We start from the raw sequence: 25,239 nt of genomic DNA, 5'->3' as shown, positions 1-25,239 counted from the left end.
GCTAGCGTGGGCGTCGTGAGCGACAGCATCCCCCTGCATGCGTTTCGCACCGTGCCCCGCACGGGCGTCATCTTCGTCACCGCCGAGGCCACGCGCCGCGGCTACCGTCCCGGCGACCCGGACTGGTGCAACCTGGGCCAGGGTCAGCCGGAGACGGGAGACTTGCCCGGTGCCCCGCCGCGCGTGAACGCGGTGACGGTGGACATGGCGGACCAGGAGTACGCCCCTGTCGCGGGCCTCTGGGAGGTGCGGGAGGCCATCGCGGGGCTCTACAACCGGCTCTACCGCAAGGGGATGTCCAGCCAGTACAGCGCGGAGAACGTCTGCCTGTCCGGCGGCGGCAGGGCGGCCCTCACCCGCGCCGCGGCCAGCCTGGGGCAGGTGAACCTGGGCCACTTCCTGCCGGACTACACCGCGTACGAGGAGCTGCTGGACGTCTTCAAGGCGTTCACCGCCATCCCCATCCTGCTGGAGGGCGAGCGCGGCTACGCCTTCACGCACGACGACCTGCGCCGGGAGATTCAGGGGCGCGGGCTGTCCGCGCTGCTCTTCTCCAACCCGTGCAACCCCACCGGCAAGCTGGTGCAGGGGGAGGAGCTGGCGCGGTGGGTGGGTGTGGCGCGCGAGCTGGAGTGCACGCTGCTCATCGACGAGTTCTATTCGCACTACATCTGGACGGGCCGCCCGGGCGTGCTGCCGGTGGAGAGCGCCGCCCGATACGTGGAGGACGTGAACCGCGACCCGGTGGTGCTCTTCGACGGGCTCACCAAGAACTGGCGCTACCCGGGCTGGCGCATGACGTGGACGGTGGGGCCCAAGCAGGTCATCGACACGGTCTCCAGCGCGGGCAGCTTCCTGGACGGCGGCGGCAGCCGGCCCCTGCAGCGCGCGGCCATTCCGCTGCTCCAGGAGGACACGGTGGTGGCGGAGACGCGCGCCATCCACCACACGTTCCGGGAGAAGCGGGACAGGTTCCACTCGCGGCTGGAGCGGCTGGGCATCCGCACGGACCGGGCGCCGGACGGGACGTTCTACGTCTGGGGCAACCTGTCCGGCCTGCCCGCGCCGCTCAACGACGGCATGGCCTTCTTCCGCGCCGCGCTGGAGCACAAGGTCATCACCGTGCCCGGGGAGTTCTTCGACGTGAACCCCGGCAAGCGCCGCGCGCGGGCCAGCCGCTTCCGCAGCTACGTGCGCCTGTCCTTCGGCCCGTCGTGGGAGACGCTGGACAAGGCGCTCCAGCGGCTGGAGGCGCTCGTGCTCAAGCACACGCCTTGAAGCCGGGGCCTCAGGCCCCGGGGGCCGGGTGCGTGCGGAACTCCGCCGTGGCCATCACCTGCACCTTCTTGCGGTGGGACACGGTGAAGCCCATGGCCGCGGAGGAGCGGGCCGCGCTGTAGGAGCTGACCGTGGAGGCCATGGGTCGCATGTCCTCGTCCCCGCCGTAGCCGCCAGCCCGGACCCCGAAGACGCGCGTCTGCGACTCCCAGGTGCGCTCGGAGAAGCGGTGCAGTCCGTCCAGCGCCACGCCCAGCCCGGCCGCCACGCGGCGCGCCTTCTTCACCGACTCGCGGGCCAGCGCCTCCAGCCAGTCCTGCCGGGCCTCCAGTTCGTGCGTGTAGCCCCACCGCAGCTCGCGCAGCGTCGCCTGCTTCAGACCGGAGATGGCCGCGAGCACGTCCCCCACCCGTCCCATCTCCACCAGGCGGATGCGCACCGTGTAGCGCGCGGACGAAGAGCGCGAGAGCAGCCCCTCCGACGTCTCCGCCTGCACCGCCTGGAGGCTGAAGGCCGAGGCCGGCACGCCCAGCTCCTCCATCTTGCTCACCAGCGAGGCCACCTCGCGCGCGTTGGTGAAGGCCGCGTTGCCGGTGAAGAACTCGGAGGCCTTCACCTCCACCACGGCGTCCACGTGGTCCGCCTCCAGTTCGTGCTCGGCGGACAGCTCCACGACGATGAGTCCCGACTCGGCTGCGGCTCGCTCGGACATGCGCCTCCCTGGGGGTGGTGACTGGAAGGGCGAGTATAGGCCCACGACGCAGGGCGGAGGGCGTGCCTATGCTCGCGCCACGACCATGCGACGCGTCTCGTCCCGGCTGTGGCTGTTGTGCGCGCTGTACTTCGTGCAGGGGCTGCCCTTCGGCTTCCAGGTGACGGCGCTGCCCGTCTACCTGCGCTCGCGCGGCGTGTCGCTGGCCGCGCTGGGGTTCGCGGGCGCGCTGTCCCTGCCGTGGATGCTCAAGGCCCTGTGGGCCCCGCTGGTGGACCGCTACGGCTCCGCGCGCGTGGGGCGCAGGCGTTCGTGGATATTGCCCATGCAGGCGGGCCTGGCGCTCGCGTGCGCAGGGGCCGCGTTCGCGGCGGACCGGGACTCGATGCCGCTCCTCTTGGGCCTCATCTTCGTGATGAACCTCTTCGCCGCGACGCAGGACATCGCGGTGGACGGCTTCGCGGTGGACCTCCTGCGTCCGGATGAGCTGGGCCCGGGCAACACCGCGCAGGTCGTGGGCTACAAGCTGGGCATGCTCACCGGCGGCGGGCTGCTGGTGTGGGCCAGCTCGCGCATCGGCTGGTCCGGGCTGTTCCTCGCCATGGCGGCGCTGTGCCTGGCCGTCTTCACCGTCGTCCTCTTCGTGCGCGAACCCCCGCCGCGCGAGGCCGAAGGCCACGAGTCACCGAAGCTGGACTGGCCCGCGCTCTGGGCGCGCATCCGGACCGCGCTCACCGTGCCGGGCACCGGGTGGCTGCTGCTCTTCATCGGCACGTACAAGCTGGGCGAGACGATGTCCGACGTCCTCTACAAGCCCTTCCTCGTGGACGCGGGCTACACGCCGGCGCAGATTGGCCTGTGGGTGGGCACGTGGGGCACCGCCGCGTCGCTCCTGGGGTCCACGTGCGGCGGAGTCCTCGCCGCGCGTCTGCCGCTGCTCCGGGCGGTGGCCCTCACCGGCGCGCTGCGGCTGTTGCCGCTCGCGGGGCGGTGGCTGCTCACGCGCGCGGGCGTCAGCGACGCGGGCGTGCTGGGCGTCACGCTCACCGAGGAGTTCTTCGGCGGCGCGCTCACCACGGTGATGTTCGCCTTCATGATGTCGCGCACGGACCGGCGCATCGGCGCCACGCACTTCACGCTGCTGGCCAGCGTGGAGGTCGCGGGCAAGGCGCCCGCGGGGCCGCTGGCCGGGATGCTCGCGGATCCAAGGTACGGCAACCTGGGCTACGCGAACGTGTTCCTGCTGGGCGTCGCGCTGTCCGCCGCGTTCCTCGCGCTGCTCGCGCCCCTGCGCCGCCATGCGCCCGCGCCCACCGTCGCGGGGCCCGCATCATCGTGAAAGTTTCCAGGCTCGCGACACGCTCCATCACGGGCGTGTCACGGGCTCGCGTGTCACCGGAACCTCACGGGGGCCGTGTCAGGGGCGCGTGGTACTCGCCACCGCGTCGCTCGACGTTCCCCCCTGACCGCGCGCCCGTCCCGCGGGCCGCGAATGAAGAGGTTCCCCATGAAGACCCTGTCGATGAAGTCCCTCCTGGGCGCGCTGGTGCTGCTCTCCGCTCCGGCGTTCGCCGACTCCACCACCAGCATCCCCGCCTTCGAGGCGAGCATCACCGCCGCGAAGAGCGCCAGCAGCCCCGGCGGCACGACCATCCTCCGCTCGGAGATCCGCACCGCGCTGGACGCGTTCCTCAACGACGTCGGCTATGGCGTGGACAGCGCCGAGCGCACCTATCTCACCACCCGCCTCAACGACACGCCCTTCCAGCAGTCCATGACGGGCACCGCGGCGAAGTACTTCGCGGACTTCCACGAGGTGAACGACGCGGCCATCACGGGCGCCCCGCTGTACCTGAACGCCGTTCCCCAGACGCCCGCGTCGCTGTTCGGCGCCACCGGCTCGTTCTCCTCCGCACGCATCTACGAGGGCTACATCCCCAACGGCCAGGGCGTGGCCAACCAGCAGACGCTGGGCGAGGCGTTCAGCGGCGCCTTCGGCCCGCAGGCCAGCATCTTCGAGCCCATCACCGTGCGGGAGCTCATCGCGCAGCTCAGCGCCTACAGCTACAACGTGGACGAGGTGGAGGGCGCGGTGGCCTACATCACGCAGATTTCGCGCAACAGCAACCGGCTCTACCGGACGGGCTGGAGCTGCCGCGGGTGCGGCGCGCCGGGCTACACGCAGGGCTTCGCCATCGCGGCGGTGAGCACGGACCGCCGCTTCGTGCGGATGATCTCCATCACGACGTACGCGGACTGACGTGACGCACCGCCGCAAGCGCGCCGGGAGGACGCCTGCGCGCTTGCGGTCCCCGCCGCCTCCGTTCATTGATGCGCGCTACACGCACCGGGTGGGCGGAAGCGCGCTTCCGGCCCGGGCCTCATGCAGCAACCGGAGGAAGCACCATGGCGGAGATGAAGACGTATACGGGCGGCTGCCACTGTGGACAGGTCCGCTACGAGGCGACCACGGACCTGGCGCAGGTGGTGAGCTGCAACTGTTCCATCTGCCACAAGATTGGCGCGGTGCTTACGTTCGTCCCGCCGGAGCAGTTCAAGTCCCTCTCCGGCGCGGACGTGGTGAAGGCCTACCAGTTCAACAAGAAGGTCATCAACCACCTGCACTGCCCCACCTGCGGCGTGGAGTCCTACGCCACCGGCAAGGGCCCGGACGGCAAGCCGATGTTCGCCGTCAACCTGCGCTGCGTGGACGGCCTGGACCTGTCCACCGTCAAGGCCTTCCCCTACAACGGCCGGGACGCGTAGGGCCCGCGCCTCACGCCCGGCGGGCGCGCCACATCAGGCCGGCGACGAGGACCGCCGCGGAAGGAGCGGCCCATGGAAGGGACCTCCGCAGCCGGTGCTCCCAGACGTCCACGCGGTCCGCCAGCATCAGCAGCATCCAGTGGCCGGGCTTGTGGTCCGGCTTCGCGTAGGCGGCCTTCCGAATCAAGCCGCTCAGCCCCTTCGGAGGCTGGGCGGTGCCGAACACCGGCGGCATCACCTTGCGCCCCGCGTGCTTGAACACCGGCACGTCCGCGTGCTGGAGCGCGATGGGCACGCGCGCGCCCGCCAGCGGCCTGGGCGCCGTCTCCATGGGGACGCCCGGGCGGTTGGCCGGGTCCAGGTCCACGGCCTGGACCTGCTTCTCCACGGCCCGGGCCGGCTTCGCCTTCGCCTTCGCCCGCGGCTTCGGGGCGCCGTTCTTCGCGCGGCTCTGTCTGTGCGGTGTCTTCTGGGGCATGGCGTGCCTCCTGTTCCGAATGTGGATGAAGTCCGTCGTTCACGCGTGGCCGTGCGGCATGAGCACGCACTTCACGCACCCGTCGCGCTTCTGCGCGAAGAGGTGGTAGGCGTCCGGCGCCTGCTCCAGCGGGAAGCGGTGGGTGATGATGCCCTTCGCGTCGATGCGGCCCTTCTGGATGTGCTCCAGCAGGTGCGGCATGTACCGGCGCGTGTTCGCCTGGTTCATGCGCAGCGTGAGCCCCTTGTTCATCGCGGTGCCAATGGGCACGAAGTTCCACGGCGGCCCGTACACGCCGATGATGGAGACGTTGCCGGCCTTGCGCACGGTGTTGATGCACCACTCGATGACGGTGGGCGCGCCGGCCTCCAGCTTCAGCCCCAGGCCCAGCACGCGGTGCGCGCGCGACCCTTCGGCCTCCATGCCCACCGCGTCGATGCAGACGTCCGGGCCGCGGCCGTCGAACATGTCCTTGAGGTGCAGGACGATGTCGTCCACCTCCTTGAAGTTCACCGTCTCCACGTTGGCGAACTTCCGCGCGAACTCCAGGCGGTACGGCACGTGGTCCACCGCCACCACGCGGCCCGCGCCCATCAGCCACGCGGACTTCATCGCGAAGAGGCCCACCGGGCCCGCGCCGAACACCACCACCGTCTCGCCACCCTTGATTTCACCCATCTCCGCGGCCTGGTAGCCGGTGGGCAGGATGTCGGAGAGGAAGAGGACGGACTCGTCGTCCATGTCGTCCGGAATCTTCATGGGCCCCACGTCCGCGAAGGGCACGCGCACGTACTCCGCCTGCCCGCCGTCGAAGCCGCCCGTGGTGTGTGAATAGCCGTAGACGCCGGAGGCCACGTCGCTGCCGGGGTTGCTGTTCTCGCAGTTCCCCGTGAGGCCGCGCTGGCAGTAGAAGCAGGTGCCGCAGGAGATGTTGAAGGGCACCACCACGCGGTCCCCCTTCTTCAGCTGCGCGACCTCCTTGCCCACCTCCTCCACCACGCCCGTGAACTCATGGCCGAAGGTGCAGCCCACGCGCGTGTCCGGCACCAGCCCGTGCAACAGGTGCAGGTCCGAGCCGCAGATGGCGGCGCGGGTCACCTTCAACACGACATCCTGGGGGTGCTCGATGCGGGGGTCCGGCTTCTGCTCCACCTGGACGCGATAGGGACCCTGGTAGGTGAGTGCACGCATGCGCGGGATTCCTCCGTTCCCTTACGGGTGAGGACGCCCGCGCGGTAAGACAAGGGACGGTGCGATCCCGGCCCTCGCTCGGCTAGCTGGCCTCCGGCGGTGCGAAGGTGCCCACGGGCAGGTCCGCCGCCCGCCACAGGTACCAGCTCACCACGCTGCGGTACGGGCGCCAGCGCTCGCCGTACGCCAGCAGCGCCTTGGGCTTGGGCTGTTCCTTCAGGCCGTGCAGCACCATGAAGCCCTTGCGCACGCCGAAGTCGTCCACGGGGAGGATGTCCGGCCGGCCCAGGCGGAAGATGAGCAGCATCTCCACGGTCCACTGGCCAATGCCGCGCACCTGCGTGAGGTGCTCGATGAGGTCCGCGTCGGACATGCGGCGCACGCGCGCGAGCGTCGGCACCGTGCCGTCCACCGTCTTGCGCGCCAGGTCCTGCATGGCCAGCAGCTTGTTCGCGGACAGCCCGGCCTCGCGCAGCGTGGTGTCCGGCAGCGCGAGCAGCTTCTGGGGCGTGAAGCCCTTGCCCTTGCCCACGCGCTCGCAGACGCGACCGAAGATGGTCGCCGCCGCGCGGCCGTGGAGCTGCTGGTAGACGATGGAGTGCGCCAGCGCCTCGAAGGGGCTGTGCAGCGGGCTCAGCTCCATGCGGAACGGGCCCACCGTCTTGAAGAGCTTTCCCAGCGTGGGGTCCGCGCGCACGAGGGCGCGGCGCACGGCGGGCGTGAAGGCATCCGGCAGCAACACGGGGGCGGAGACAGGAGCGCGCGGCATGGGCCGCATGCTGCCCGGCCCCACGCCACGCGCAACCCCCGTGTTGCCCTGGAACGCGGCGCGCTAGATGGGCGCGGCGTGCTCCGTCTCCTCCGGCACGTCGTTGCGCGGCTCGCCCTCCATCAGGGCGTCGTATTCCTCCTCCAGCTGGATGCCCAGGTCGTCGAGCTGATCCTTGGTGAGGATCTTCCGCGCCGCCTTGAAGAGGTCCTTCTCCTCCTCCTCGACGTGGTGCTCCACCTGCTCCTGGAGGACCTTCATCTTCGCGTCGAACTCCTCGTCCGACGGCTCCATGTCCAGCAGGTCCGCGATGAGGCGCTTGACGGCGAGGTGCTCCTCCACGGCCTCGCGCAGCTCGTCCTCCGTGTCGTCCTTCTTGATCGCCGGATAGAGGTACAGCTCCTCAATCTTCGCGTGCGCGCCCAGCCGGTCGGCGATCTGCTCGAAGAGCTCCTGGCGCTGCCCATCGTCTTCGTCGGACAGCTTCTCGTACTTCTTGAAGAGCTTGGACACCTCTTCATGCTGCTGCTTGATCAGCTCCAGCGCGTTCATTCGTGCCCCCGTGAATGAAATGGACGTGCTGATAGATGGGGGTGGGCTCGTCCGAAGGGAAGCCCCACCCCGCCGTACTTTTCACTTCACCGGGAGCTTGACGGACGACAGGTCCTTCACCGCGGGGCCGTTGAGCACGCGGCCGGTGGGGCTGAAGCGGCCGCCGTGGCAGGGGCAGTCCCAGGTGCGCTCCGCGTTGTTCCAGTGCACGTGGCAGCCCAGGTGCGTGCACACGGGCGACACGGCGTGCGCCGTGCCGTCGTCCTCGCGGTACACGGCCACCTTGCGGCCCTCCACCTCCAATATCTTCGCCTCACCGGGCTTCACGTCCGCCAGGTGGTGTCCGTCCGGCTTGGACAGCCGGTCCGCGACGAAGCGGAAGGCCACCTCCGCGTTCTCCTGGATGAAGTCCTTCGCGCCGGCCTTGGGCTTCACGCGGCCCGGCTCGTACAGCGCGGCGTAGGGGCTCTCGTTGCCCAGGATGAGGTCCGACAGCACCATGCCCGCGAGCGTGCCGAACGTCATGCCCGTGCCGGAGAAGCCCGTGGCCACGTACACGTGGCGGCTGCCCACGTTGCGGCCGATATAGGGCAGCCCGTCCGCGGGCTCGATGACCTGGCCCGACCAGCGGTGGGTGATGCGCTTCACGGGGAGGCGCTCCCGCGTGTACGCCTCCAGCCTGGCGAAGCAGGAGGCGGTGTCCTCCTCGCCGCCGACCTTGTGGTCCTCGCCGCCCACGATGACGTAGGGCACCCCGTCCACGCGCTGCGTGCGGATGTAGTGATACGGGTCGCGGCTGTCGTAGTACTGGCCCGGCTCCAGCGCACCGTCCAGCGGCGCCGCCACCGCGTAGGTGCGGTACGGGTAGAGCTTGGTGTGCATGGCCACGCGGTTGAGCGGCGTGGTGGTGGCCTCCACCACGGCCCTCGCCGTCACGGTGCCCTTCTCCGTGAGGACGCGGCAGGGCGCGCCGTCGTGGATGTCCAGGACCTTGGTGTTCTCGAAGAGGTGGCAGCCGTCCCCCGGGATGCGGTCCGCGAGCGCGAGCAGGTACTGGCGCGGGTGGAACACCGCCTGATCCTCCACGCGCAGCGCGCCCTTCACCGGGAAGGGCAGCGGCACCTCCTTGATGAAGGACGCCAGCAGCCCCACCTGCCGCGCCGCGGAGACCTCATGCAGCAGCTCCCGCAGCTCGGCCTCCGTCTCCGCGTAGCGGAAGCCGGGCACGCGGGTGAAGCCGCAGTCGATGGAGAGCGTCTCCACCAGCGAAGCAATCTGTTCGATGGCGGCCCGGCTGGAGGACGCGGCCAGGTGGGCCCCCTTCTCACCGAAGTCCTTCAGGAGCGTGGTGTACGGGGTGTCCAAGAGCTCCGTGAGGTGCGCCGTCGTCTGCCCCGTCTGGCCGGAGAGGACGCGGTGCATCTCCAGCACGGCCACCTTCTTGCCAGCACGCTTCAGCAGCCAGGCGGTCGTCAGGCCCGCGATGCCGCCGCCGATGATGGCCACATCCACGTCCAGGTCGCCCGGCAGGGAGGGGAAGTCCCGGGGAGGCGTCGTCACGGTCCAGAGGGATTTGTGCTGGCGCTCGTCGTTCATGACGGAAGGCTAGGAATCCGCCTCCCAGGGCATAAGCCACGCCTGCCGAGCCCCGCCCGGCCGGCTGCCGGGCGTCGGGTGTACGCGACCCAACAGAGCCCCGCCCCGGGTGTTGGTCAGTCAGGGGCCGGGCGTGGACGGGGCTGGGGTGCGCGGACGCCGGCGCGTTAGAACGCCCCCTGGACCCGAAGGTCCGCGCCGGGCGGACCCAAGGAGCATGTGTCACATGCCCGTGGAACGCGTGGCTGGTGGCGCCAGCCTGGTGGACGTGCTGGACCGCCTGCTGGACAGGGGCTTGCGCTTCGACCCCCCGGCCCTGGAGGCCCTGGGCCGCGCCACGCCCTGGGAGGGGGAGTCGCGCATCATGGTGGTATTTTCGGAGGTCCGCACCGCAGACTCGCTGGAGCGCGGTCGTCCCCCGCGTCCCTCTTCACCCGGAGCGTAAGGTCGTGGCTTCCCCAGCCCCGCTGCCCCCCGCCGAAGCCGATCCCGGGGCGCGCCTCGTGCTCGCCGAGCACCTGCTCGCCTGCGAGTCCGCCGTCGCCTGTGCGCGAGCGGTCGTGGAGTGGCTCGCGCGCAGGCACGGCGCGCCGGCCGCCTGTGTCGGGCCGGGCGACGGCCCTGGCGCGTCCGTGTGCCTCGCCAGCGAAGGGTTGACGGGCGCGCAGCAGGCCGCGCTGGCGCGGGCGTGGGATGCGCCGGGCTCGCCGCTCGCCACCTTCCGCACGCGGCCCGGGGCGCGGTGGCTGGCGCCGGACGCGCTGGAGGGCGCGGCGATGCCGGGCGGGTTCTTCGCGGTGCCGCTGGGCCGGCCCGGGGCCACGGCCGCCGCGCTGCTGATGGTGGGGCTGCCCGGCCCGGCCGTGCCGGAGGACGTGGCGTGGGTGGCGTCCTCGGCGGGGCCGCACCTGGCCCGGCAGCTGGCCTCGGATGCGCGGGCGCCGCGCCGGCCGGAGCCGGACCGGCTCTTGCGCCGGGTCATCAACGCGGTGTCGGACCCGGTGCTGCTCACGGACACGGACGGCACGCTGCTCTTCGCCAACGGCCGCGCGGAAGCACTGCTGGTGGCGGGCCCGGACGCGAGCCCCGGCCGCACGCGGGCGGTGGAGCTCAACCAGCGCCTGTTCCGGGAGACGCTCGCGCAGGGTGGCACCTCGGTGCACCGGCGCGAGGTGCCGCTGGTGGATCCGCTGGAGGGCATGGACCTGCTCTTCGAGCTGGTCACCACGCCGGTGCTGGCGCCGGACGGGCCCTCCGTGGTGGTGAGCGTGCTGCGCAACCTGACGGACCTGGGCCGCGCCACGCAGGCGCTGGGAGAGAGCTACCGGCAGCTGCGCGCCACGGAGCGCGAGGCCCGCAGCGAGCGCCACCGCCTGGACCGGGTGCTGGACTCGGTGGCGGACCCCATCATCCTGACCGACCCCGCGGGCGGCATGGTGATGATGAACGACCCGGCCGAGCGCCTCTTCGCGTGGCCCCAGTCCGGGGGCACGTCAGGCGAGGGCGCGGCGGACGAGGCCACCCTGCGCCGGGTGCGCGCCAACGACGCCCTCTTCGCGTCGTTCCTCGCCAACCTGCTGGGGCCGGTGAACGCCGGCGTGTCGCGCTGGAAGAGCCAGCTGACCCTGGATGACCCGTCCACCGGCTCGCCCGTGCCCATGGAGGCCATGGCCAACAAGGTGCTGGGCGACGGGGGCGAACTGACGGGCATCGTCACCGTCTTCCACGACCGCACGGAGGTGCTGGAGCGGGCGCGGCTTCTGGAGCGCGTGAAGGAGGTCTCCAGCGAATTGGAGGCGCGCGTGCAGTCCGCCACCGCGGAGCTGGCGGAGCAGAACGAGAAGCTGCGCCGGCAGGCCATCCAGCTGGAGCAGGCGAGCGCGGCCAAGTCGCAGTTCCTGGCCAACATGTCGCACGAGTTCCGCACGCCGCTCAACGCCATCCTCGGCTACACGAACATGCTCCTGCAGGGCGTGTCCGGGGAGATGACGCCGCCGCAGCGCAGGAACCTCACGCGCATCGACTCCAACGGGCGGCACCTCTTGGAGGTCATCAACGAGATCCTGGACATCACCCGCATCGAGGCGGGGCGGATGCCACTGCACCTGTCGGACTTCGGCATCCCGGAGCTGCTCCAGGAGGTGATGGCGGAGATGGACCCCATCATCGCGCGCAGCAAGCTGACGGTGGAGACGCGGCTGGACGAAGCGCTGCCGGGGGTGTGGAGCGACCGACAGAAGGTGAAGCAGATCGTCCTCAACCTGTTGTCCAACGCGCTGAAGTTCACGCACGAGGGCGGCGTGCACATCGCGGCGGAGTATCAGAACGCCACCGGCACCGTGGCCATCTCGGTGAAGGACACAGGGATTGGAATCGACGTGTCGAACCAGGAGAAGATCTTCGAGGACTTCCAGCAGGTGGACAGCTCGCCGACGCGGGCCTATGGGGGCACCGGACTGGGCCTCTCCATCTGCCGCCGCCTGGCCGCGATGCTGGGGGGACGCGTCTCCCTCCAGAGCGCTCCGGGCCAGGGTTCGACCTTCACCCTGCACTTTCCACGACGCGCGAGACGGACATGACGAACACCCCGGAAAAATCAAAGCCGCTCGTCCTGGTGGTGGATGACTACCAGGATGCCCGGGAGATGTACGCGGAGTACCTGGAGTTCTCCGGCTTCCGCGTCGCGGAGGCGAAGAACGGCCAGGAGGCGCTGGACAAGGCCTTCGAGCTGGTGCCGGACGTCATCCTGATGGACCTGTCGCTGCCGGTGATGGACGGCTGGGAGGCGACGCGCCGGCTGAAGGGCGACGCGCGCACGAAGGCCATCCCGGTGGTGGCGCTCACGGGGCATGCGCTGAAGGGCCACACGGACGACGCGAACGAGGCCGGGTGTGATGCGTACGTCACCAAGCCGTGCCTGCCGGACGCGCTGGTGGACCAGGTGAAGAAGATGATTGCCCGGCGCGACGCGGCAAGCGCGCGCTGAAAAGCCGTTGTCTGCACGGAGGTGGGCACGTCATGACGACGAAGACCCCGGCGGAGTCCTCGCGGGAGGCACGGGCGCACTACCTCTACGGCATCGTGCGCGAGGACGGCGGATGGGAGCCGGACCTGGCGGGGTTGGGCGCGGCCCCGGTGCGCGCGGTGCGGGAGGCAGGCCTCGCGGCGCTGGTGTCCGAAGTCGTGGGCCCCAGGGTGGTGCCCACGCGCGAGCACCTGTTGATCCACCAGCGCGTCACTGAGGCCGTGGTGCGCGAGCACACGCTGGTGCCGGTGGCCTTCGGGACGGTGCTGCCGTCGGAGGAGCGCGTGCGGGAGCTGTTGCGCGTGGCGCGCGCGCCGCTGACCCGGGCGCTGTCCGACCTGGAAGGGCGGGTGGAGCTGGGGCTCAAGGTGTACTGCCACGGCGACGCGCTGACGCGCCGGCTGGTGGAGGCGCAGCCGGGCCTGTCTCGAGGCCCCTCCGAGCCCGAGGAGGACCACGAGGCGCGGCTGGAGGCGGCGCTGCGCGCCTGCACGGCGAAGGACCTGGACGGCTTGAGGGCGGGCCTGCGTCCGCTGGCGGAGGCCGCGCACGAGGCGCCGCCCCTGGGTGAGCGGATGCTGTGGAACGCGGCGTGGCTGGTGGACCGCACGCGGGTGGCCGCGTTCGAGGCGCGGGTGCAGTCGCTGGTGGCGCGGCTGGACACGTACACGTTCCGGTTCACGGGGCCGTGGCCGGCCTACAGCTTCGTGGACATGCGGCTGGACGTGGAGGCGGCGTCCGCCGCGCTGTGAGCGTCAGCGCGGCGCGGTGAGCTTCGCGGCGTCCTCGGCCAAAAGCTCCAGGCCGCCGCCCATGCGCACCCAGCCGGGGGTGAACTCCGTGCGCGCGTACCAGGAGTTGTCGGACGCCTTCGCCATGGAGAGCTCGCCCACGCTCTTGCCGCCGCGTTGGTACTCCACGCGGAAGGCGGGCGTGGGAGCCGGGCCCGGAGGGGCTTCGCCCCGGCCCAGGAGCTCCACGGGGGTGAGGCGCCACAGGCGGTCGTGCCAGTTGCGGGCGAAGTCGTCCGGGGTGCCCGGGGCGTCCACGGGCGACAGCTGCACGGCGCCCGGAGGCTTGCCGCTGGCGACGAAGGCACGGGACGCGGTGCCCGTGGAGATGACGACGCGGTCGAAGCCATCCACGTCGAAGGTGTGCAGGCGCCGGTCCACGAGCCGGCTGGCGGCGGCCTCCAGGTCCGGCAGCAGCGCGGGGCCGAGGAGGAAGACGTGCCCGTCGGACGTGCGCTGGAGGTAGGGGGCACCCCAGCCCGAAGCGGGCGAGGCGAGGCGGAACGTCCTGGGCGTCCCGTCGAGCGTGAGCGTCAGGCCGCGCTCCGTCTTCGCGAGGCCGATCTCCTCCAGCTTCTTGTCGTCCAGGACGCCCAGGTCCCGCTGCGCGCGCAGCGGAGCGAAGCGGGCGAACAGCTTCAGCGCGACGTCGTTGCCACGCAGCTCCCGGGGCGGAGGCACGGGCGCGGGTGTTCCCGCGGCAGCGGAGGCCGCCGAGACCGCGCCCGCATCAGCGTGCGAATGGGAGCCACCATCGGAGGCCGCAGCGAGCGTGCCCGCGTTGGTATGCGGATTGGCTCCTCCATCCGAGGCTACTGCAAGCGCGCCCGGTCTGGTGCGTGGGCTGGCTCCTCCATCGGAGGCTGCTGCAAGCGAGCCTGCGTTGGTGCGTGGGCTGGCTCCTCCATCGGAAGCCGCCGCGAGCGAAACCGCGTTGGTGCGCGGATTGGCTCCTGCGTCGAGCGCGGCACTTCCGGCGTCGCTGGTTGCCTGGGCGAGGGCTCCTGCATCCGTGGCGTTCTGCGCTCCCGTGCCCGGCTTCGCGGGCTTGCTGCCCAAGCGGACCCAGATGGTGTCGCGGTCCTGGGGATCGCGGAACAGCTCCACGAAGCGCGTCTCCTCGTCGTACCGGATGCGGTCGAGCGCACCCGCCTGCGCGTCCTCCACCGTCACCTCACCGGGTGCACGGGCAGGCTCGCGCTGCCACACGAAGAACGCGGCCACGAGGGCCACTGCCGCCAGCACTCCCTGCACCGCCACGTCGCGCGCCTTCATCGCGCACCTCCCACGGCCGCGGCGCTCCGGGGCGCTCGCCGTCCGCGCCGCCGCGTCACGAAGAAGCCCACCGCCAGCACCACCACCGGCATCCCGAAGACCGTCGCGTAGAACCACACGACGTCCTGCGAGCGCGTGTGCTGCAACGGCACGTCCTCCTCGCTCGTCGTCACGCCGGAGAGCGCCTCCTCGCCGGAGAGCCACCGCAGCGTGTCCACCGCGAGATACGCATTGCCCACGTTGCCCAGGATGCCGTCACCCAGCGCGTCCGAGTCCGCCATCACCACCGCGCGCGACGCGGGCTTCCCCTCCCCCACCGGCCGCTCCACCGCCACCACCAGCGGCCACGCCTTCGTCACTTCACCCGGCTCCGGCTCGAAGTCGCCGTTGCGGTCCGCGAACGTCTCTCCATGCGCGCGTACGCTCGTGTCCAGCAACACGCCGGGCACCGGCGGCGTCAGCGGCTCCAGCGCTACCGCCCCCACGAACGCCACCGCGCCCTGAGACCCCAGCGCGGACAGCGACGTCACCGACGGGTGCGAGGAGAAGCTCGCCGTGCCCAGGTTGCCCCGGTCGCTCAACTGCCGCGCCGTGCGGAAGTACACGCGGTCGTTCGCCAGCGGCACGCGCAGCGACTTGAGCCCCATCGGCTTGAGCAACGGCTCCAGCGCCGCGCCATCCGGCTCCAGCGCGATCCACAGCCGCCCGCCCCGCTCCCAGTACTCGCGCAGCGCGGTGGCCTCCTCCGGAAGCAGCTCCCGCGTGGGCCCGAGCACCGCCACCATCGCCGCATCCGCCGGCACCGCCGAGCCCAACCCCTCCGCCACCGTGAGCGTGCGCACGTCCACGTTCTGCGCGCGCAGCAGCTCCTTGAACTGCGCCACCGAAGGCCGGGCCGCTTCCCCCGGCACGGGCCGCGTGTCGGCGCGCTCCCCGTGGCCGCCCGTGAGGTAGACGATGCGCCGGGGCTTCGCCACCGCCAGCAGCCGCCGCTGCACCTCCGCGTCCAGCCGCTGGAGCTGCCCGCGCGCCCGCTCCGGATCCAGGCCCAGCGTGAGGATCTCCTTGCGGTCCCCCCGCGCCAGCACCACGGAGCCATTGCTGCTGACCCCCAGGGCCTTGCCGCGCGCGGGCTCCACCGCCTGGTCCAACGCCTCCACGCCCAGCTGCGGACTCTCCGGCTCCAGGTCGCGGAAGTACTGCCGCACCGCCTCACCCACCTCGTTGGCGGGCGGGAAGAAGAGCGTCACCTGGAGCGGCTCATTGAGGCCGCGCACCAGCTTGCGCGTGGCATCGCCCGGCTTCGCGGTCCGGAAGTACGACAGGTCCCAGGTCGCGTCCGCCTGCGTGGCCACGTACGTCGCCGCGAACGCGAACACGACGACGAACGCCACGCCCAGGCCGGAGAACAGCGCGCTCTTCACCCGGCCCGTCTCCGGCACCGGCGCCCGAGCCATCGCCACCAGCGCGGCCTCCACCATCGCCAGCGGCACGAGCGAGCACAGGAGCAGCGCCGGGAACAGCACCGCCAGCACTCCCGACAGCTTCGGAGAGGAACGCGACAGCGGCTCACCGAACAGCGCAGTCCCCACGTCCCCCTTCACGAAGTAGAGCACCAGCGCGGCCAGCCCCACGACGTACAGCGTGAGCACCCACCGCTCCAGCGAGCGACGCTCGGCGGGCGCGGCAATCATCCGCACCGCGCGCCATGCCGTCGCGGCCACCACCACGGCGGTGCCCAGCGCGGCCAGCGCCACACGGCCGGAGCCCACGCCCAGCATGCGCTCCGCGAGGAACACAGCAATAAGCCCCGCGACGAACGCCCCTGTCGCGGCGAGCCCCGTCCCGAAAGAGGCCGGCGTGCTCATCGCCACCTCCGCGCTTCCAGCACCCGTGTCGCCGCGAACAGCGCCACGTAGGTGACCACCAGGTAGTAGACGACGTCCCGCACGTGGATGAGCCCTGCCTGGAACGGGGGGAAGTGCTGGTTCCACAGCGACATCGCGCTGAAGACGTCCGACAGCGGCTGCTCGGTGATGCGCGCCAGGAGCCAGCACAGGATGAGCGCCACCAGCATCACCGCGGAGAAGATGGCCGCGAGCAGCTGGTTCTTCGCGAGCGACGACCCGAACGTGCCCACCGCCAGCGACGCGCTGCCCAAGAGCAGCAACCCCAGGTAGCCCGCCGCCACGTGCCCGAAGGACACCTTGCCGTTCACCAGCACCAGCAGCGGCATGTAGAGCGTGAGCAGCAGGTACAGCGCCAGGAACGCGAGCCCCGCCAGGAACTTGCCCAACACGATGTCCCGGTCCCGCACCGGCGACGCGTACAAGAGCGGCAGCGTGCCCGTCTGGTGCTCCTCCGCGAGCAGCCGCATGGACACGAGGATGGCCGCCACGATGGTGAAGCCGCTCGAGTAGTAGAAGAAGCCGGACAGCACCTCCGCGGAGCGCTTGCTCGCGCCGCCCAGGGCGTACGCGTTGAAGAACAGTCCGTTCACCGCGAGGATGATGGCCAGGATGATGTAGCCGCTGAGCGTGCGCAGGTAGCCGGCCAGCTCGCGGCGCGCAATCAGGAGCGCCTTCACGCCTTCACCTCCTGCCCGTGCGTCAGGCGCAAGAACAGCGCCTCCAGCTGTCCCTCGTTCGCGTCCAGCCGCAACAGCTCCAGGCCCGCGCCCACCACCGCTCGCGCCACCTGGGGCCGCAGGTCCGGCGCCGCCGCGACCTTCAGGGCCAGCACCCCGTTCCCTTCCCGCACCTCCACCGCGCCGAAGCCCTGCAATGCTTCCAGCGCCCGCGCCCGGTCGCCCCGCACCTCCAGCACGATGGACGGACCGCCCAGCGCGCGCGACAGCTCCTCCTCGCTGCCCTGCGCCAGCAGCGTGCCCTTGTGGATGATGAGCAGCCGGTCACACGTCTGCGAAATCTCCGGGAGGATGTGGCTGGACACGAGCACCGTGTGCGCGCCCTTGAGGCCGCGGATGACGTCGCGCATCTCCACGATTTGAAGCGGATCCAATCCGCTGGTCGGCTCGTCGAGGATGAGCAGCGCGGGCTTGTGCACCAGCGCCTGCGCCAGCCCCACGCGCTGGCGGTAGCCGTGGCTCAGCGTGGAGATGACCTCGCCGTGCACGTCGCGCAGGCCGGTCTTCTCCTCGGCCTCGCCCACGTGGGACGCGGTGGCCTTCGCGGGCACGTCGCGCAGCCGGGCGACGTAGGCCAGGTACTCGCCCACCGTCATCTCCTCGTACACGGGGGGCACGTCCGGCAGGTAGCCGATGCGCTGGCGCACCTCGTGGGACTGGCTCACCACGTCGTGCCCGTCGATGACGACGCGGCCCGAGGTGGGCAGCAGCACGCACCCGAGAATCTTGAGCGTCGTCGACTTGCCTGCGCCGTTGAGGCCCAGGAAGCCGATGACCTCACCCTGGCCGATGGTGAAGGCCAGGTCCCGGATGGCCGCGTGCTCGCCGTAGAACTTCGTCAGCCCTTCGACCTGGATCATCAGGACTCCTCGAAGCGAGGGGAAGCGGCGCACTTCTGTCGCCCCTCCCGAGGAGTGTCAAGCGCCGGGCTCACCCGTGGCGGTATTCCGCGCCGTCGGTGGTGCGGCCCAGCGTGAAGCGCAGCGCCCCCTCCAGGTCGGGCAGGAGGAAGGGAAAGCCGTTCGCCTGCGCCACGGTGGGCAGCGCATGGGTGCTGGACAGCAGGGTCTCCTCGCCCATCTGCCCGAACACGGTCTTCACCACGGTGGCGGGCAGCGGGAACACCGCGGGACGGTGGAGCACCTTGCCGAGCACCTTCGCCAGCTCCCCCTGTCGCACCGCGTTCGGGGACACGGCGTTGACCGGCCCCTGGATGGACGGGGTGAAGATGGAGAACTGGATGAGGCCCAGCACGTCCTCCAGCGACACCCAGCTCATCCACTGACGGCCGGAGGCCACGGGCCCGCCGCCGCCCGCCTGGGTCGCGAGCGCCAGCTTCGCGAGCGCCCCGCCGCGAGCATCCAGCACCACGCCGATGCGCAGGTGCACCACGCGGATGCCCGCGTCCTCGGCGGCCTGGGTGGAGGCCTCCCACTGGCGCGTGACATCCGCGAGGAAGCCGTCGCCGGAGGAGGACGCCTCGGTGACCTCTTCATCGCCCCGGCTGCCGTAGTAGCCGACGGCGGAGGCGCAGATGAGTACGCGCGGCTTGCGGGTGGCGCGGGCCAGCGTTTCACACAGCAGCCGGGTGCTCTCCGTGCGGCTCTTGAGGATCTCCTGCTTGCGCTCCTCGGTCCACCGGCCCTCGCCCACGTTGGAGCCGGACAGGTGCACCACCGCGTCCACGCCCTCCAGGCCCGCCGCGTCGACGGTGCCCTTGTCGGGAGCCCAGGAGATGTCCCCGCGAGCCGGGTTCGCCCGGCCGCGCACCAGCCGCTTCACGCTGTGGCCGCCGGTGGTGAGGAACGACGACAGCGCGGAGCCCAGCATGCCGGACGCACCGCTAATGGCCACGGTGAGCGGGCCCTGGGAGGCGAACGCCGCATGGCGGCGCAGGTCCGCGCGGGTGAGCGAGTGGCGGTACGCGAACATGCGCTCCAGGCGCTTGCGCGCATAGCCGCCGCCGAAGGTGTCCCCGAGCGTGCCCACGGGCAGCTCGTACTGGATGGCGTCCTCCAGGACGGAGGCCTGGGGGCCGGAGGGGCTCATGCGGTGGTCGTGGATCCACTTCGCGAAGGGGCCTTCTCGCTGGGTGTCCTGGAAGGAGGAGCCCTCCACGTAGGCGGTGTGCTCGGCGACCATGCGCTGGGGGATGGGGCCCAGGTGGAGTTTGACGACGACGCGGGCGCCGGGGCGGATGCCGTCGCCGGTGCGGTCCACGACCTCCGCCGTCTCCCAGGGGGGCGACAGGCGTTCGAAAGCTCCCTCGCGGGTGTGCCAGGAGAAGAGGTCAGCGGCGGGGACAGGCATCTGGCTGCGCGCCTCGAAAACGTGCGACTTGCCCATGGTTTCTCCTGGGGAGACAGTGCGAACCGAGCATGCTTACTCCCGACCTCCTGGACCGTGCAGTCGAATTGCTGCGACGCGGCGGTGTCATCGCCCTGCCAACAGAGACGGTCTACGGCCTCGCGGCCAACGCCGAGGACGAGCTGGCCGTGCGTCGTGTTTTCGCCATCAAGGGCCGGCCGGCGACCCATCCGCTCATCGTCCACATCCCGGGCGCGGAGCACCTGTCCGAGTGGGCCCGCATAGTGCCGGACGAAGCGAAGGCGCTGGCCAGGGCCTTCTGGCCGGGCCCCCTGACGCTGGTGCTGCCACGCACGTCCAGGGCCACGGACGCGGTGACGGGAGGCCAGGACACGGTGGCGCTGCGGGTGCCGGGACACTCCGTGGCGCTGGAGGTGCTTCAGCGGCTGGGCGGAGGCGTGGCCGCGCCCAGCGCCAACCGCTTCGGCCGGGTGAGCCCGACGACAGCGGAGCACGTGCAGCGGGACCTGGGCAGCGACGTGGACCTGGTGCTGGACGGAGGTCCATCCACGGTGGGCGTGGAGTCGACCATCGTCGACCTGTCCTCCGGAGCCCCGGCGATTCTCAGGCCCGGAGGCCTGGCGACGGAGGACGTGGAGCGGGTGCTGGGGCGCAAGGTGCCGGTGCGGACCTCTGAGACGGTGCGAGTATCCGGTTCGCTGGCCTCGCACTACGCGCCCCGGGCGGGCGTGGTGCTCGCGGAGCCGGGTGAAGCAGTGCAGCGGGTGGAAGCCCTGCGTGCACAGGGTCTGCGGGTGGGTGTGCTGGGCCCCGCGTCCCTGTCATTGCCGAAGGAAGTGCAGCGCTTCGACGTGCCGGGAGAACCGGCGGAGGCCGCGCGAGTCCTCTACGCGCGGCTCAGGGAAGCCGACGAACAGGGCCACGACATCCTCGTGGCCTGTCTGCCCACCGCGAGCGGCCTGGGCATCGCCGTGCGAGACCGCCTGTCCCGCGCGGCGGCGCCCCGCTAAGCCCCGGCCATCCATCCGGCCCCGCCTCCCGCCCGACGCGGTCATCCAAACTGGTCCGACAGTCGGACAGGTTTCCGCTGCCGCAACCCTCCAAACCTGTCCGACTGTCGGACCAGTTCGTGGAGTGCGCCGCTGCCGGGGAGCCCCATCCGGGTTTCTCACCTTCTCATTCACGGGGACGACATCCGTGTCCGAAGGCTTGAGGCGGTTCAGAGGTCCTTGACCAGGTCCTGCCGTGCCTTCGTGCTGTAGCGCCCGACCAGGTCCGCACGCCTGGGCGCGTACTTCGCGGACTCGTACTGGATGGCCACGACGCCCCGGGACAGCAGCGACCACTGCGTCAGGTTCACGTGGCTTTCCAGCGTGGTCCAGCGGCTGATCAGCTTGGGCCGCCCCTGGGAGGACAACGCGCCCTCCATTGCCTGGACGGTCACGGCGGCCGCCACGTCCTCCACGGGTGTCAGGTCCGCAGCGAAGCGCGTGGGCAGCTTCTGCCACTTCAACTCCCGCGCCACATCCAGGCGCGTCCTCGGCTCGCCGTACTTGCGCGTGAGCAGGTCCCGCATCACCGCGTGGAAGGTGCGCAGGTCCGCCACGTCCTGGAAGAACACGTCCACCGCCGCCAGCCGGTTGTCCAGGAACCCCAGCGCCACCTCCGCTGGCACCTCCGCGATGGTCGTCTTCATCCGCAGCGTTCCGTCCGGGCCCACGCTCGCCTCGGGCAGCGCGGCGCGGACCTCCTCCGGCGTCATCCCCCAACGGGCCGCCTGGAAACCCTCCGTGCTCCGGTAGGTCCTGTCCATCGATTCGCGAACCGCCTGCCGCCGCTCCAGCGCGGTGGGCTTCCCCGACGACGCACAGCCCGCCGACAGCCCCAACACCGCCACCATGCCCAACGCCCTGAGACTCATCCCATCACTCCGTTTCCAGCCACGGGTCTCTCCCCATGGAGGCCCCATCGCATGCAGCCCCCGCGCTTCGGGGCGTGCGGACATAGAGGAATACGAAGGAACTCCGGCAGCCGGGTCACTGGCCGCACCAGGGGGCTTGCGGTCAAGGCACCCGCTCGCCCAGGCTCTCTCCCTGGAGAGGGGGACCAGACATCCGCCAGCCTGGAAGCGCCAATCCCGGCGGGCCGCGTCATGGCCCGTTCTCCCTTGTACATCCGCCGTCCGCTCCGCTATCCCGCGACGGTCACCCAGGAGTGTCCCCGTGAAGCGAAGTCTGTCCGGTCTGGTCGTCGCCCTCGCCTTCACCGCCTGCAAGCAGGAGGCGCCGGGCAAGATGGAGCCCATCCCGCGCCCGCCGGGTGCCACCGCGCCCGCGCCCGAGGAGGCCGCTCCCGCCCCCGCCGCGCCCGCCGTCCCCAAGGACGCCGTCGTGCTGCGCTGGAAGCTCGTCCAGGACGTCCCCGTCTCCTTCCGCCTGGACCTCGCGCTGGACCGCAACGCGCCCGCCCCCGAGTCCGCCCCGGCGGAGAAGCCCGCCAAGGCCGACAAGAAGAAGAAGGGCGCCAAGGCGGACGCCGCCGACGCCGCCCCCAAGGCCACCGCCGCGAGCACCGCCTTCCCCACCGAGTACACCTACGTGCTCCAGCTGGACAAAACCGGCGAGCGCCAGCTGCGCGTGACGCCCGGCGGCGGCGCGCCTGAGGACGCCACGTTCAGCGACCGCGGCTTCATCATCGACGGGCTCCAGGGCCCCGCGCGCAACCTGGCCACGCTGGTGCTGGAGCTACCGCGCGACCCCGTGCGCCCCGGCGAGACGTGGTCCCTGGGCACCGAGCTCACCACGCCGGACGCCCTGGGCACCCTGTTCCGCCGCGCCCCCGGCGGCGAGCGCCACAACCGCGTGAAGCTCGTCTCCGTCACCCCGGGCGACAACGGCGAGCAGGTGGCCACGCTCGAGTACGACCTCGTGGAGCAGTTCGGCGGCACCCTCAGCGCCGCGCGTCCTCCCCAGGCCGCCGCCAAGAAGAGCCCGCGCCAGATGGGCGCCGAAGGCGGAGCCATGGAGCTGACCACCACCGAGCCGGCCGAAGCGCCCGCCCCCGCCGCGCAGCCGGAAGGCACCGAGCTGGGCGCCACCGTGAAGGTCACCGGCAAGGGCGAGTTCCTGGTGAACGCCGGCCAGTGGCGCTCCTGGCAGGGCACCCTGTCCACGTCCCTCACCGGCCCCGCCCAGCCCGCCGTGAGCCTGCCCGCGGGCACCTACCAGGCCCGCCTCACGCCCGTCAGCGCTCCCCAGCAGGCTCCAGCGGCGCCCCAGGCTCCGGCCGCGCCGGCGACGACCGCGACCCCGCCCGCGCCGTAGCGGACGGGCCGTCCGAAGCGCGCACCAGCCGCACCACGGCGTCCACCCACTCCGGGTGGGCGTTGAGGGACGGCACCAGCGTCAGCGACTCGCCGCCCGCCTCCACGAACTGCTCCTTCGCGCGGAGGCCAATCTCCTCCAGCGTCTCCAGGCAGTCCGCCACGAAGGCCGGGCACATCACCGCCAGCCGCTTCACGCCCTTCGCCGCCAGCTCCGGCAGCACCAGGTCCGTGTAGGGCTTCACCCACGGCGTGCGCCCCAGCCGCGACTGGAAGGACACCGTGGAGCCGCCCTCCGGCAGCCCCAGCCGCTGGGCCAGCATCCGCGCCGTCGCGAAGCACTGCGCCCGGTAGCAGTGCCGGTTCGCGTCCGTGATGGCGTCGCAGCACCCCGCGGACGACAGGCAGTGCTGCCCCGTCGGGTCGCTCTTGCGCATGTGGCGCTCCGGCAGCCCGTGGAAGCTGAACAGCACGTGGTCCGCGCGCATGTCATCAATCACCGGCCGAGCCACCGCCGCGAACGCGTCCAGGAAGCCCGCGTCGTCCCAGAACGCCGGCACCGCGCGCACGTTGGGGACGTCCCAGCCCTCCGCCAGCACTTCATACGTGCGCGCCAGCGACGACGCCGAGGACGACGCCGCCTCATGCGGGTACAGGGGCAGCACCGTGAACTCCGACACGCCCTTCGCCTTCAGCCGCGCGATGGCGTCCGGCAGCGACGGGTTGCCATAGCGCATGGCCAGCTCCACCTCGTAGTCGCCCCCCAGCCGCTCCCGCACCGCGGACTCCAGCGCGCGGCTGTACACGAGCAGCGGCGAGCCCTCCTTCATCCACACCTTGCGGTACGCCTCCGCGCTCTTGGCGGGACGGAAGGGCAGGATGAAGAGGTTCAGGAGGAACCAGCGCCCCACCGGGTGCACGTCGATGACGCGCGGGTCGTTGAGGAACTCGCGCAGGTAGCGGCGCACCGGGCCGGACTCGGGCGCGTCCGGCGTCCCCAGGTTGACGAGCAGCAGTCCCCGCTTCGTGGTCGGAACAGGCATGCGCGAACTCTCCGGCGACTTCAGTGCAGCGCGTGCGGCAGCGTGAGCGCGAACTCGGCGATGCGCGCCTCGAAGCGCGTGCCGTCCGGGCGCTCCATCTCGTAGGTGCCGCGCATGGTGCCGAAGGGCGTGCGCAGCATCGCCCAGCTCGTGTACTCGAACCGCTCGCCCGGCTTGAGGTGCGGCTGACGGCCGACCACGCCCTCGCCCCTCACCTCGTCCACGTGCCCCTGGGCATCGGTGATGACCCAGTGCCGCGAGCGCAGCTGCGCCGGCACGGTGCCTTCGTTGAACAGCTCCACCTTGTACATGAAGGCGAACTGCCCGGACTCGGGCGTGCTGCGCTCCGGCCAGAAGGTCGGCTCCACGGTGACGCGGATGCCATCAGTGGTGGCGGTGGACATGGCGGGAGACTTGGCAGCGACTCCCGCCTGATGCAAGCGAAACGCAGGGCCCCGCCCGTCAGCCGCGCTCCTGCTCCCGGGCCGCCGCGTCCGGCGCCTTGTCCGCCTCCGCCACCGGGGAGGGCTTCTCCCCTTCCGGAGGCTTGGGGAACACCAGCGACGCGAGGATGGCCACCAGCAGGCACCCGCCAATCACCGCCAGCGAGATGCCGATGGGAATCTTGTACCAGTGCTCGATGAGCATCTTCACGCCCACGAAGGCCAGGATGACGCCCAGGGCGGCCTTCAGCAGGTGGAACTTCTCCATCAGGCTGGAGACGACGAAGAACAGCGAGCGCAGGCCCAGGATGGCGCAGACGTTGGACGTGTAGATGATGAAGGGGTCCTTGCTGATGCCCAGCACCGCCGGGATGGAGTCCATGGCGAAGAGCAGGTCCGTGGCCTCCACCACCATCAGCACGATGAACAGCGGCGTCACCTTGCGCCGGCCGTCCTCGGTGATGAAGAAGCGGCTGCCTTCCCCCTGGCGCGCCACCGGCAACAGGCGCCGGGACATCCTCACGATGAAGCCCGCCTCCGGGTCCACGTCGTCGTCGTCCTTGGACCACAGCATCTTGGAGGCCGTGTAGACGAGGAACGCGCCGAACAGGAAGATGAGCCACTCGAAGCGGGCCACCAGCGCCGTGCCCGCGACGATGAGCACCGCGCGCATCACGAACGCGCCCAGGATGCCCCAGAAGAGCACCCGGTGCTGGTGCTGCGGCGGCACCCGGAAGTAGCCGAACACCATCAGGAAGACGAAGAGGTTGTCGACCGACAGCGCGTACTCCACGACGTACGCCGTCAGCCACTCCAGCGCCGGGCCCTTGCCGCCGTAGTGCAGGATGCCCCCGCAGAACGCGAGGCTGATGCTCACCCACACGAGCGTCCACAGCGTCGCCTCCTTCGACGACACCGCGTGCTCCTTGCGGTGGAACAGCCCCAGGTCCAGGGCGAGCATCGCCAGGACGAAGACGTTGAAGCCCACCCAGGGCCAGAGTGTCTGAGTCATCACGCCCGCTG

General features: G+C 71.2%; 25 protein-coding genes. 10 read left to right on the top strand and 15 right to left on the bottom strand.

Going from position 1 to position 25,239, the window contains the following annotated elements; all coding sequences use genetic code 11:
- Positions 1–15 precede the first annotated feature (15 nt).
- Positions 16–1,278 carry a pyridoxal phosphate-dependent aminotransferase gene (locus tag AABA78_RS25695; protein ID WP_338266695.1) on the top strand — a complete coding sequence of 421 codons (1,263 nt, stop codon included), beginning with the start codon at positions 16–18 and terminating at the stop codon, positions 1,276–1,278.
- A gap of 10 nt (positions 1,279–1,288) precedes the next feature.
- On the opposite strand, the gene AABA78_RS25690 is transcribed toward AABA78_RS25695, so the two are convergent.
- Complete coding sequence (locus AABA78_RS25690) at positions 1,289–1,990, bottom strand: SIMPL domain-containing protein (RefSeq protein WP_338266693.1); 702 nt, start codon at positions 1,988–1,990, stop codon at positions 1,289–1,291.
- Positions 1,991–2,075: 85 nt separating this feature from the next.
- Here AABA78_RS25690 and AABA78_RS25685 point away from each other — a divergent pair, with 85 nt between their 5' ends.
- From AABA78_RS25685 to AABA78_RS25675, 3 genes are all read left to right on the top strand, one after another.
- Positions 2,076–3,329, top strand: coding sequence for an MFS transporter (locus AABA78_RS25685; RefSeq protein WP_338266692.1), 1,254 nt, complete (start codon positions 2,076–2,078; stop codon positions 3,327–3,329).
- A 168-nt stretch (positions 3,330–3,497) separates the two neighbouring features.
- Positions 3,498–4,250, top strand: a complete 753-nt coding sequence (locus AABA78_RS25680) for a hypothetical protein (protein WP_338266690.1) — start codon at positions 3,498–3,500, stop codon at positions 4,248–4,250.
- Between the two features lie 146 nt (positions 4,251–4,396).
- A complete protein-coding gene (locus AABA78_RS25675) occupies positions 4,397–4,756 on the top strand; it encodes a GFA family protein (RefSeq protein WP_338266688.1) in 360 nt (119 codons plus the stop codon).
- Between the two features lie 10 nt (positions 4,757–4,766).
- Here the strand turns inward: AABA78_RS25675 and AABA78_RS25670 are convergent, their stop codons facing one another.
- The 5 genes from AABA78_RS25670 to AABA78_RS25650 all read right to left on the bottom strand — a co-directional run bounded on the left by AABA78_RS25670 (position 4,767) and on the right by AABA78_RS25650 (position 9,342).
- Positions 4,767–5,234, bottom strand: coding sequence for a hypothetical protein (locus AABA78_RS25670; protein WP_338266686.1), 468 nt, complete (start codon positions 5,232–5,234; stop codon positions 4,767–4,769).
- A gap of 39 nt (positions 5,235–5,273) precedes the next feature.
- Complete coding sequence (locus tag AABA78_RS25665) at positions 5,274–6,425, bottom strand: zinc-dependent alcohol dehydrogenase (protein WP_338266684.1); 1,152 nt, start codon at positions 6,423–6,425, stop codon at positions 5,274–5,276.
- An 82-nt stretch (positions 6,426–6,507) separates the two neighbouring features.
- Entirely contained in the window at positions 6,508–7,194 is a 687-nt protein-coding gene (locus tag AABA78_RS25660; protein ID WP_338266683.1) for a DNA-3-methyladenine glycosylase family protein, read from the bottom strand.
- A gap of 63 nt (positions 7,195–7,257) precedes the next feature.
- Positions 7,258–7,746, bottom strand: coding sequence for a hemerythrin domain-containing protein (locus AABA78_RS25655; protein ID WP_338266681.1), 489 nt, complete (start codon positions 7,744–7,746; stop codon positions 7,258–7,260).
- A gap of 81 nt (positions 7,747–7,827) precedes the next feature.
- Positions 7,828–9,342: an FAD-dependent oxidoreductase gene (locus AABA78_RS25650; protein ID WP_338266679.1), complete on the bottom strand. Its 1,515-nt coding sequence runs from the start codon at positions 9,340–9,342 to the stop codon at positions 7,828–7,830.
- Between the two features lie 226 nt (positions 9,343–9,568).
- Between AABA78_RS25650 and AABA78_RS25645 the strand changes: the two genes are divergently transcribed.
- From AABA78_RS25645 to AABA78_RS25630, 4 genes are read left to right on the top strand one after another with little or no spacing between them, the layout of a single operon-like run.
- Entirely contained in the window at positions 9,569–9,787 is a 219-nt protein-coding gene (locus tag AABA78_RS25645; protein WP_338266678.1) for a hypothetical protein, read from the top strand.
- A gap of 4 nt (positions 9,788–9,791) precedes the next feature.
- Complete coding sequence (locus tag AABA78_RS25640) at positions 9,792–11,921, top strand: PAS domain-containing sensor histidine kinase (RefSeq protein WP_338266676.1); 2,130 nt, start codon at positions 9,792–9,794, stop codon at positions 11,919–11,921.
- Positions 11,918–12,328, top strand: coding sequence for a response regulator (locus AABA78_RS25635; protein ID WP_338266674.1), 411 nt, complete (start codon positions 11,918–11,920; stop codon positions 12,326–12,328). The genes AABA78_RS25640 and AABA78_RS25635 overlap by 4 nt, the downstream gene beginning before the upstream one ends.
- A 32-nt stretch (positions 12,329–12,360) precedes the next feature.
- The gene (locus AABA78_RS25630) at positions 12,361–13,119 is read left to right on the top strand and encodes a GvpL/GvpF family gas vesicle protein (protein WP_338266673.1); all 759 of its coding nucleotides are present in this window, start codon (positions 12,361–12,363) and stop codon (positions 13,117–13,119) included.
- A gap of 3 nt (positions 13,120–13,122) precedes the next feature.
- Here AABA78_RS25630 and AABA78_RS25625 read toward each other — a convergent pair whose 3' ends face one another.
- The 5 genes from AABA78_RS25625 to AABA78_RS25605 all read right to left on the bottom strand — a co-directional run bounded on the left by AABA78_RS25625 (position 13,123) and on the right by AABA78_RS25605 (position 19,426).
- Complete coding sequence (locus AABA78_RS25625) at positions 13,123–14,433, bottom strand: hypothetical protein (protein WP_338266670.1); 1,311 nt, start codon at positions 14,431–14,433, stop codon at positions 13,123–13,125.
- A complete protein-coding gene (locus tag AABA78_RS25620; RefSeq protein WP_338266669.1) occupies positions 14,430–16,301 on the bottom strand; it encodes a Gldg family protein in 1,872 nt (623 codons plus the stop codon). Before AABA78_RS25620 ends, AABA78_RS25625 begins: the two co-directional genes overlap by 4 nt.
- Complete coding sequence (locus tag AABA78_RS25615) at positions 16,298–17,020, bottom strand: ABC transporter permease (protein WP_338266666.1); 723 nt, start codon at positions 17,018–17,020, stop codon at positions 16,298–16,300. Before AABA78_RS25615 ends, AABA78_RS25620 begins: the two co-directional genes overlap by 4 nt.
- The gene (locus AABA78_RS25610; RefSeq protein WP_338266665.1) at positions 17,017–17,940 is read right to left on the bottom strand and encodes an ABC transporter ATP-binding protein; all 924 of its coding nucleotides are present in this window, start codon (positions 17,938–17,940) and stop codon (positions 17,017–17,019) included. Before AABA78_RS25610 ends, AABA78_RS25615 begins: the two co-directional genes overlap by 4 nt.
- Before the next feature lie 70 nt (positions 17,941–18,010).
- A complete protein-coding gene (locus AABA78_RS25605; RefSeq protein ID WP_338266662.1) occupies positions 18,011–19,426 on the bottom strand; it encodes a TIGR01777 family oxidoreductase in 1,416 nt (471 codons plus the stop codon).
- A gap of 32 nt (positions 19,427–19,458) precedes the next feature.
- On the opposite strand from AABA78_RS25605, the gene AABA78_RS25600 reads away from it, so the two are divergent.
- The gene (locus AABA78_RS25600) at positions 19,459–20,418 is read left to right on the top strand and encodes an L-threonylcarbamoyladenylate synthase (RefSeq protein ID WP_338266660.1); all 960 of its coding nucleotides are present in this window, start codon (positions 19,459–19,461) and stop codon (positions 20,416–20,418) included.
- 209 nt (positions 20,419–20,627) lie between these two features.
- Here the strand turns inward: AABA78_RS25600 and AABA78_RS25595 are convergent, their stop codons facing one another.
- Positions 20,628–21,329, bottom strand: a complete 702-nt coding sequence (locus AABA78_RS25595) for a hypothetical protein (protein WP_338266658.1) — start codon at positions 21,327–21,329, stop codon at positions 20,628–20,630.
- Positions 21,330–21,630: 301 nt separating this feature from the next.
- Between AABA78_RS25595 and AABA78_RS25590 the strand changes: the two genes are divergently transcribed.
- A complete protein-coding gene (locus tag AABA78_RS25590) occupies positions 21,631–22,731 on the top strand; it encodes a hypothetical protein (RefSeq protein ID WP_338266656.1) in 1,101 nt (366 codons plus the stop codon).
- Here AABA78_RS25590 and hemH read toward each other — a convergent pair.
- Genes hemH through AABA78_RS25575 form a run of 3 tightly spaced genes read right to left on the bottom strand, consistent with a single transcriptional unit; the run spans position 22,652 to position 25,228 of the window.
- Positions 22,652–23,773, bottom strand: coding sequence for a ferrochelatase (hemH, locus tag AABA78_RS25585; RefSeq protein ID WP_338266654.1), 1,122 nt, complete (start codon positions 23,771–23,773; stop codon positions 22,652–22,654). The two genes, AABA78_RS25590 and hemH, sit on opposite strands and share 80 nt — an antisense overlap.
- 20 nt (positions 23,774–23,793) lie before the next feature.
- Positions 23,794–24,177 (bottom strand): Co2+/Mg2+ efflux facilitator ApaG/CorD, encoded by a 384-nt coding sequence (apaG, locus tag AABA78_RS25580; RefSeq protein ID WP_338266651.1) that lies wholly within the window; start codon positions 24,175–24,177, stop codon positions 23,794–23,796.
- 58 nt (positions 24,178–24,235) lie between these two features.
- Positions 24,236–25,228, bottom strand: a complete 993-nt coding sequence (locus AABA78_RS25575) for a TerC family protein (RefSeq protein WP_338266650.1) — start codon at positions 25,226–25,228, stop codon at positions 24,236–24,238.
- Between the last annotated feature and the right edge of the window lie 11 nt (positions 25,229–25,239).

Origin of the sequence: Corallococcus caeni (assembly GCF_036245865.1) — a bacterium.
In the GTDB taxonomy this organism is placed as follows: domain Bacteria; phylum Myxococcota; class Myxococcia; order Myxococcales; family Myxococcaceae; genus Corallococcus; species Corallococcus caeni.
This window is presented reverse-complemented; position numbering and strand designations above follow the sequence as displayed.

Bases quoted from the DNA above. Each gene is read 5' to 3' on its own strand.
- apaG (WP_338266651.1), bottom strand. From the start codon at position 24,177: ATGTCCACCGCCACCACTGATGGCATCCGCGTCACCGTGGAGCCGACC.
- AABA78_RS25670 (WP_338266686.1), bottom strand. From the start codon at position 5,234: ATGCCCCAGAAGACACCGCACAGACAGAGCCGCGCGAAGAACGGCGCC.
- AABA78_RS25665 (WP_338266684.1), bottom strand. From the start codon at position 6,425: ATGCGTGCACTCACCTACCAGGGTCCCTATCGCGTCCAGGTGGAGCAG.
- AABA78_RS25595 (WP_338266658.1), bottom strand. From the start codon at position 21,329: ATGAGTCTCAGGGCGTTGGGCATGGTGGCGGTGTTGGGGCTGTCGGCG.
- AABA78_RS25575 (WP_338266650.1), bottom strand. From the start codon at position 25,228: ATGACTCAGACACTCTGGCCCTGGGTGGGCTTCAACGTCTTCGTCCTG.
- AABA78_RS25690 (WP_338266693.1), bottom strand. From the start codon at position 1,990: ATGTCCGAGCGAGCCGCAGCCGAGTCGGGACTCATCGTCGTGGAGCTG.
- AABA78_RS25625 (WP_338266670.1), bottom strand. From the start codon at position 14,433: ATGAAGGCGCGCGACGTGGCGGTGCAGGGAGTGCTGGCGGCAGTGGCC.
- AABA78_RS25685 (WP_338266692.1), top strand. From the start codon at position 2,076: ATGCGACGCGTCTCGTCCCGGCTGTGGCTGTTGTGCGCGCTGTACTTC.
- AABA78_RS25610 (WP_338266665.1), bottom strand. From the start codon at position 17,940: ATGATCCAGGTCGAAGGGCTGACGAAGTTCTACGGCGAGCACGCGGCC.
- AABA78_RS25600 (WP_338266660.1), top strand. From the start codon at position 19,459: ATGCTTACTCCCGACCTCCTGGACCGTGCAGTCGAATTGCTGCGACGC.
- AABA78_RS25605 (WP_338266662.1), bottom strand. From the start codon at position 19,426: ATGGGCAAGTCGCACGTTTTCGAGGCGCGCAGCCAGATGCCTGTCCCC.
- AABA78_RS25620 (WP_338266669.1), bottom strand. From the start codon at position 16,301: ATGAGCACGCCGGCCTCTTTCGGGACGGGGCTCGCCGCGACAGGGGCG.
- AABA78_RS25635 (WP_338266674.1), top strand. From the start codon at position 11,918: ATGACGAACACCCCGGAAAAATCAAAGCCGCTCGTCCTGGTGGTGGAT.
- AABA78_RS25645 (WP_338266678.1), top strand. From the start codon at position 9,569: ATGCCCGTGGAACGCGTGGCTGGTGGCGCCAGCCTGGTGGACGTGCTG.
- AABA78_RS25650 (WP_338266679.1), bottom strand. From the start codon at position 9,342: ATGAACGACGAGCGCCAGCACAAATCCCTCTGGACCGTGACGACGCCT.
- hemH (WP_338266654.1), bottom strand. From the start codon at position 23,773: ATGCCTGTTCCGACCACGAAGCGGGGACTGCTGCTCGTCAACCTGGGG.
- AABA78_RS25675 (WP_338266688.1), top strand. From the start codon at position 4,397: ATGGCGGAGATGAAGACGTATACGGGCGGCTGCCACTGTGGACAGGTC.
- AABA78_RS25660 (WP_338266683.1), bottom strand. From the start codon at position 7,194: ATGCCGCGCGCTCCTGTCTCCGCCCCCGTGTTGCTGCCGGATGCCTTC.
- AABA78_RS25630 (WP_338266673.1), top strand. From the start codon at position 12,361: ATGACGACGAAGACCCCGGCGGAGTCCTCGCGGGAGGCACGGGCGCAC.
- AABA78_RS25655 (WP_338266681.1), bottom strand. From the start codon at position 7,746: ATGAACGCGCTGGAGCTGATCAAGCAGCAGCATGAAGAGGTGTCCAAG.
- AABA78_RS25680 (WP_338266690.1), top strand. From the start codon at position 3,498: ATGAAGACCCTGTCGATGAAGTCCCTCCTGGGCGCGCTGGTGCTGCTC.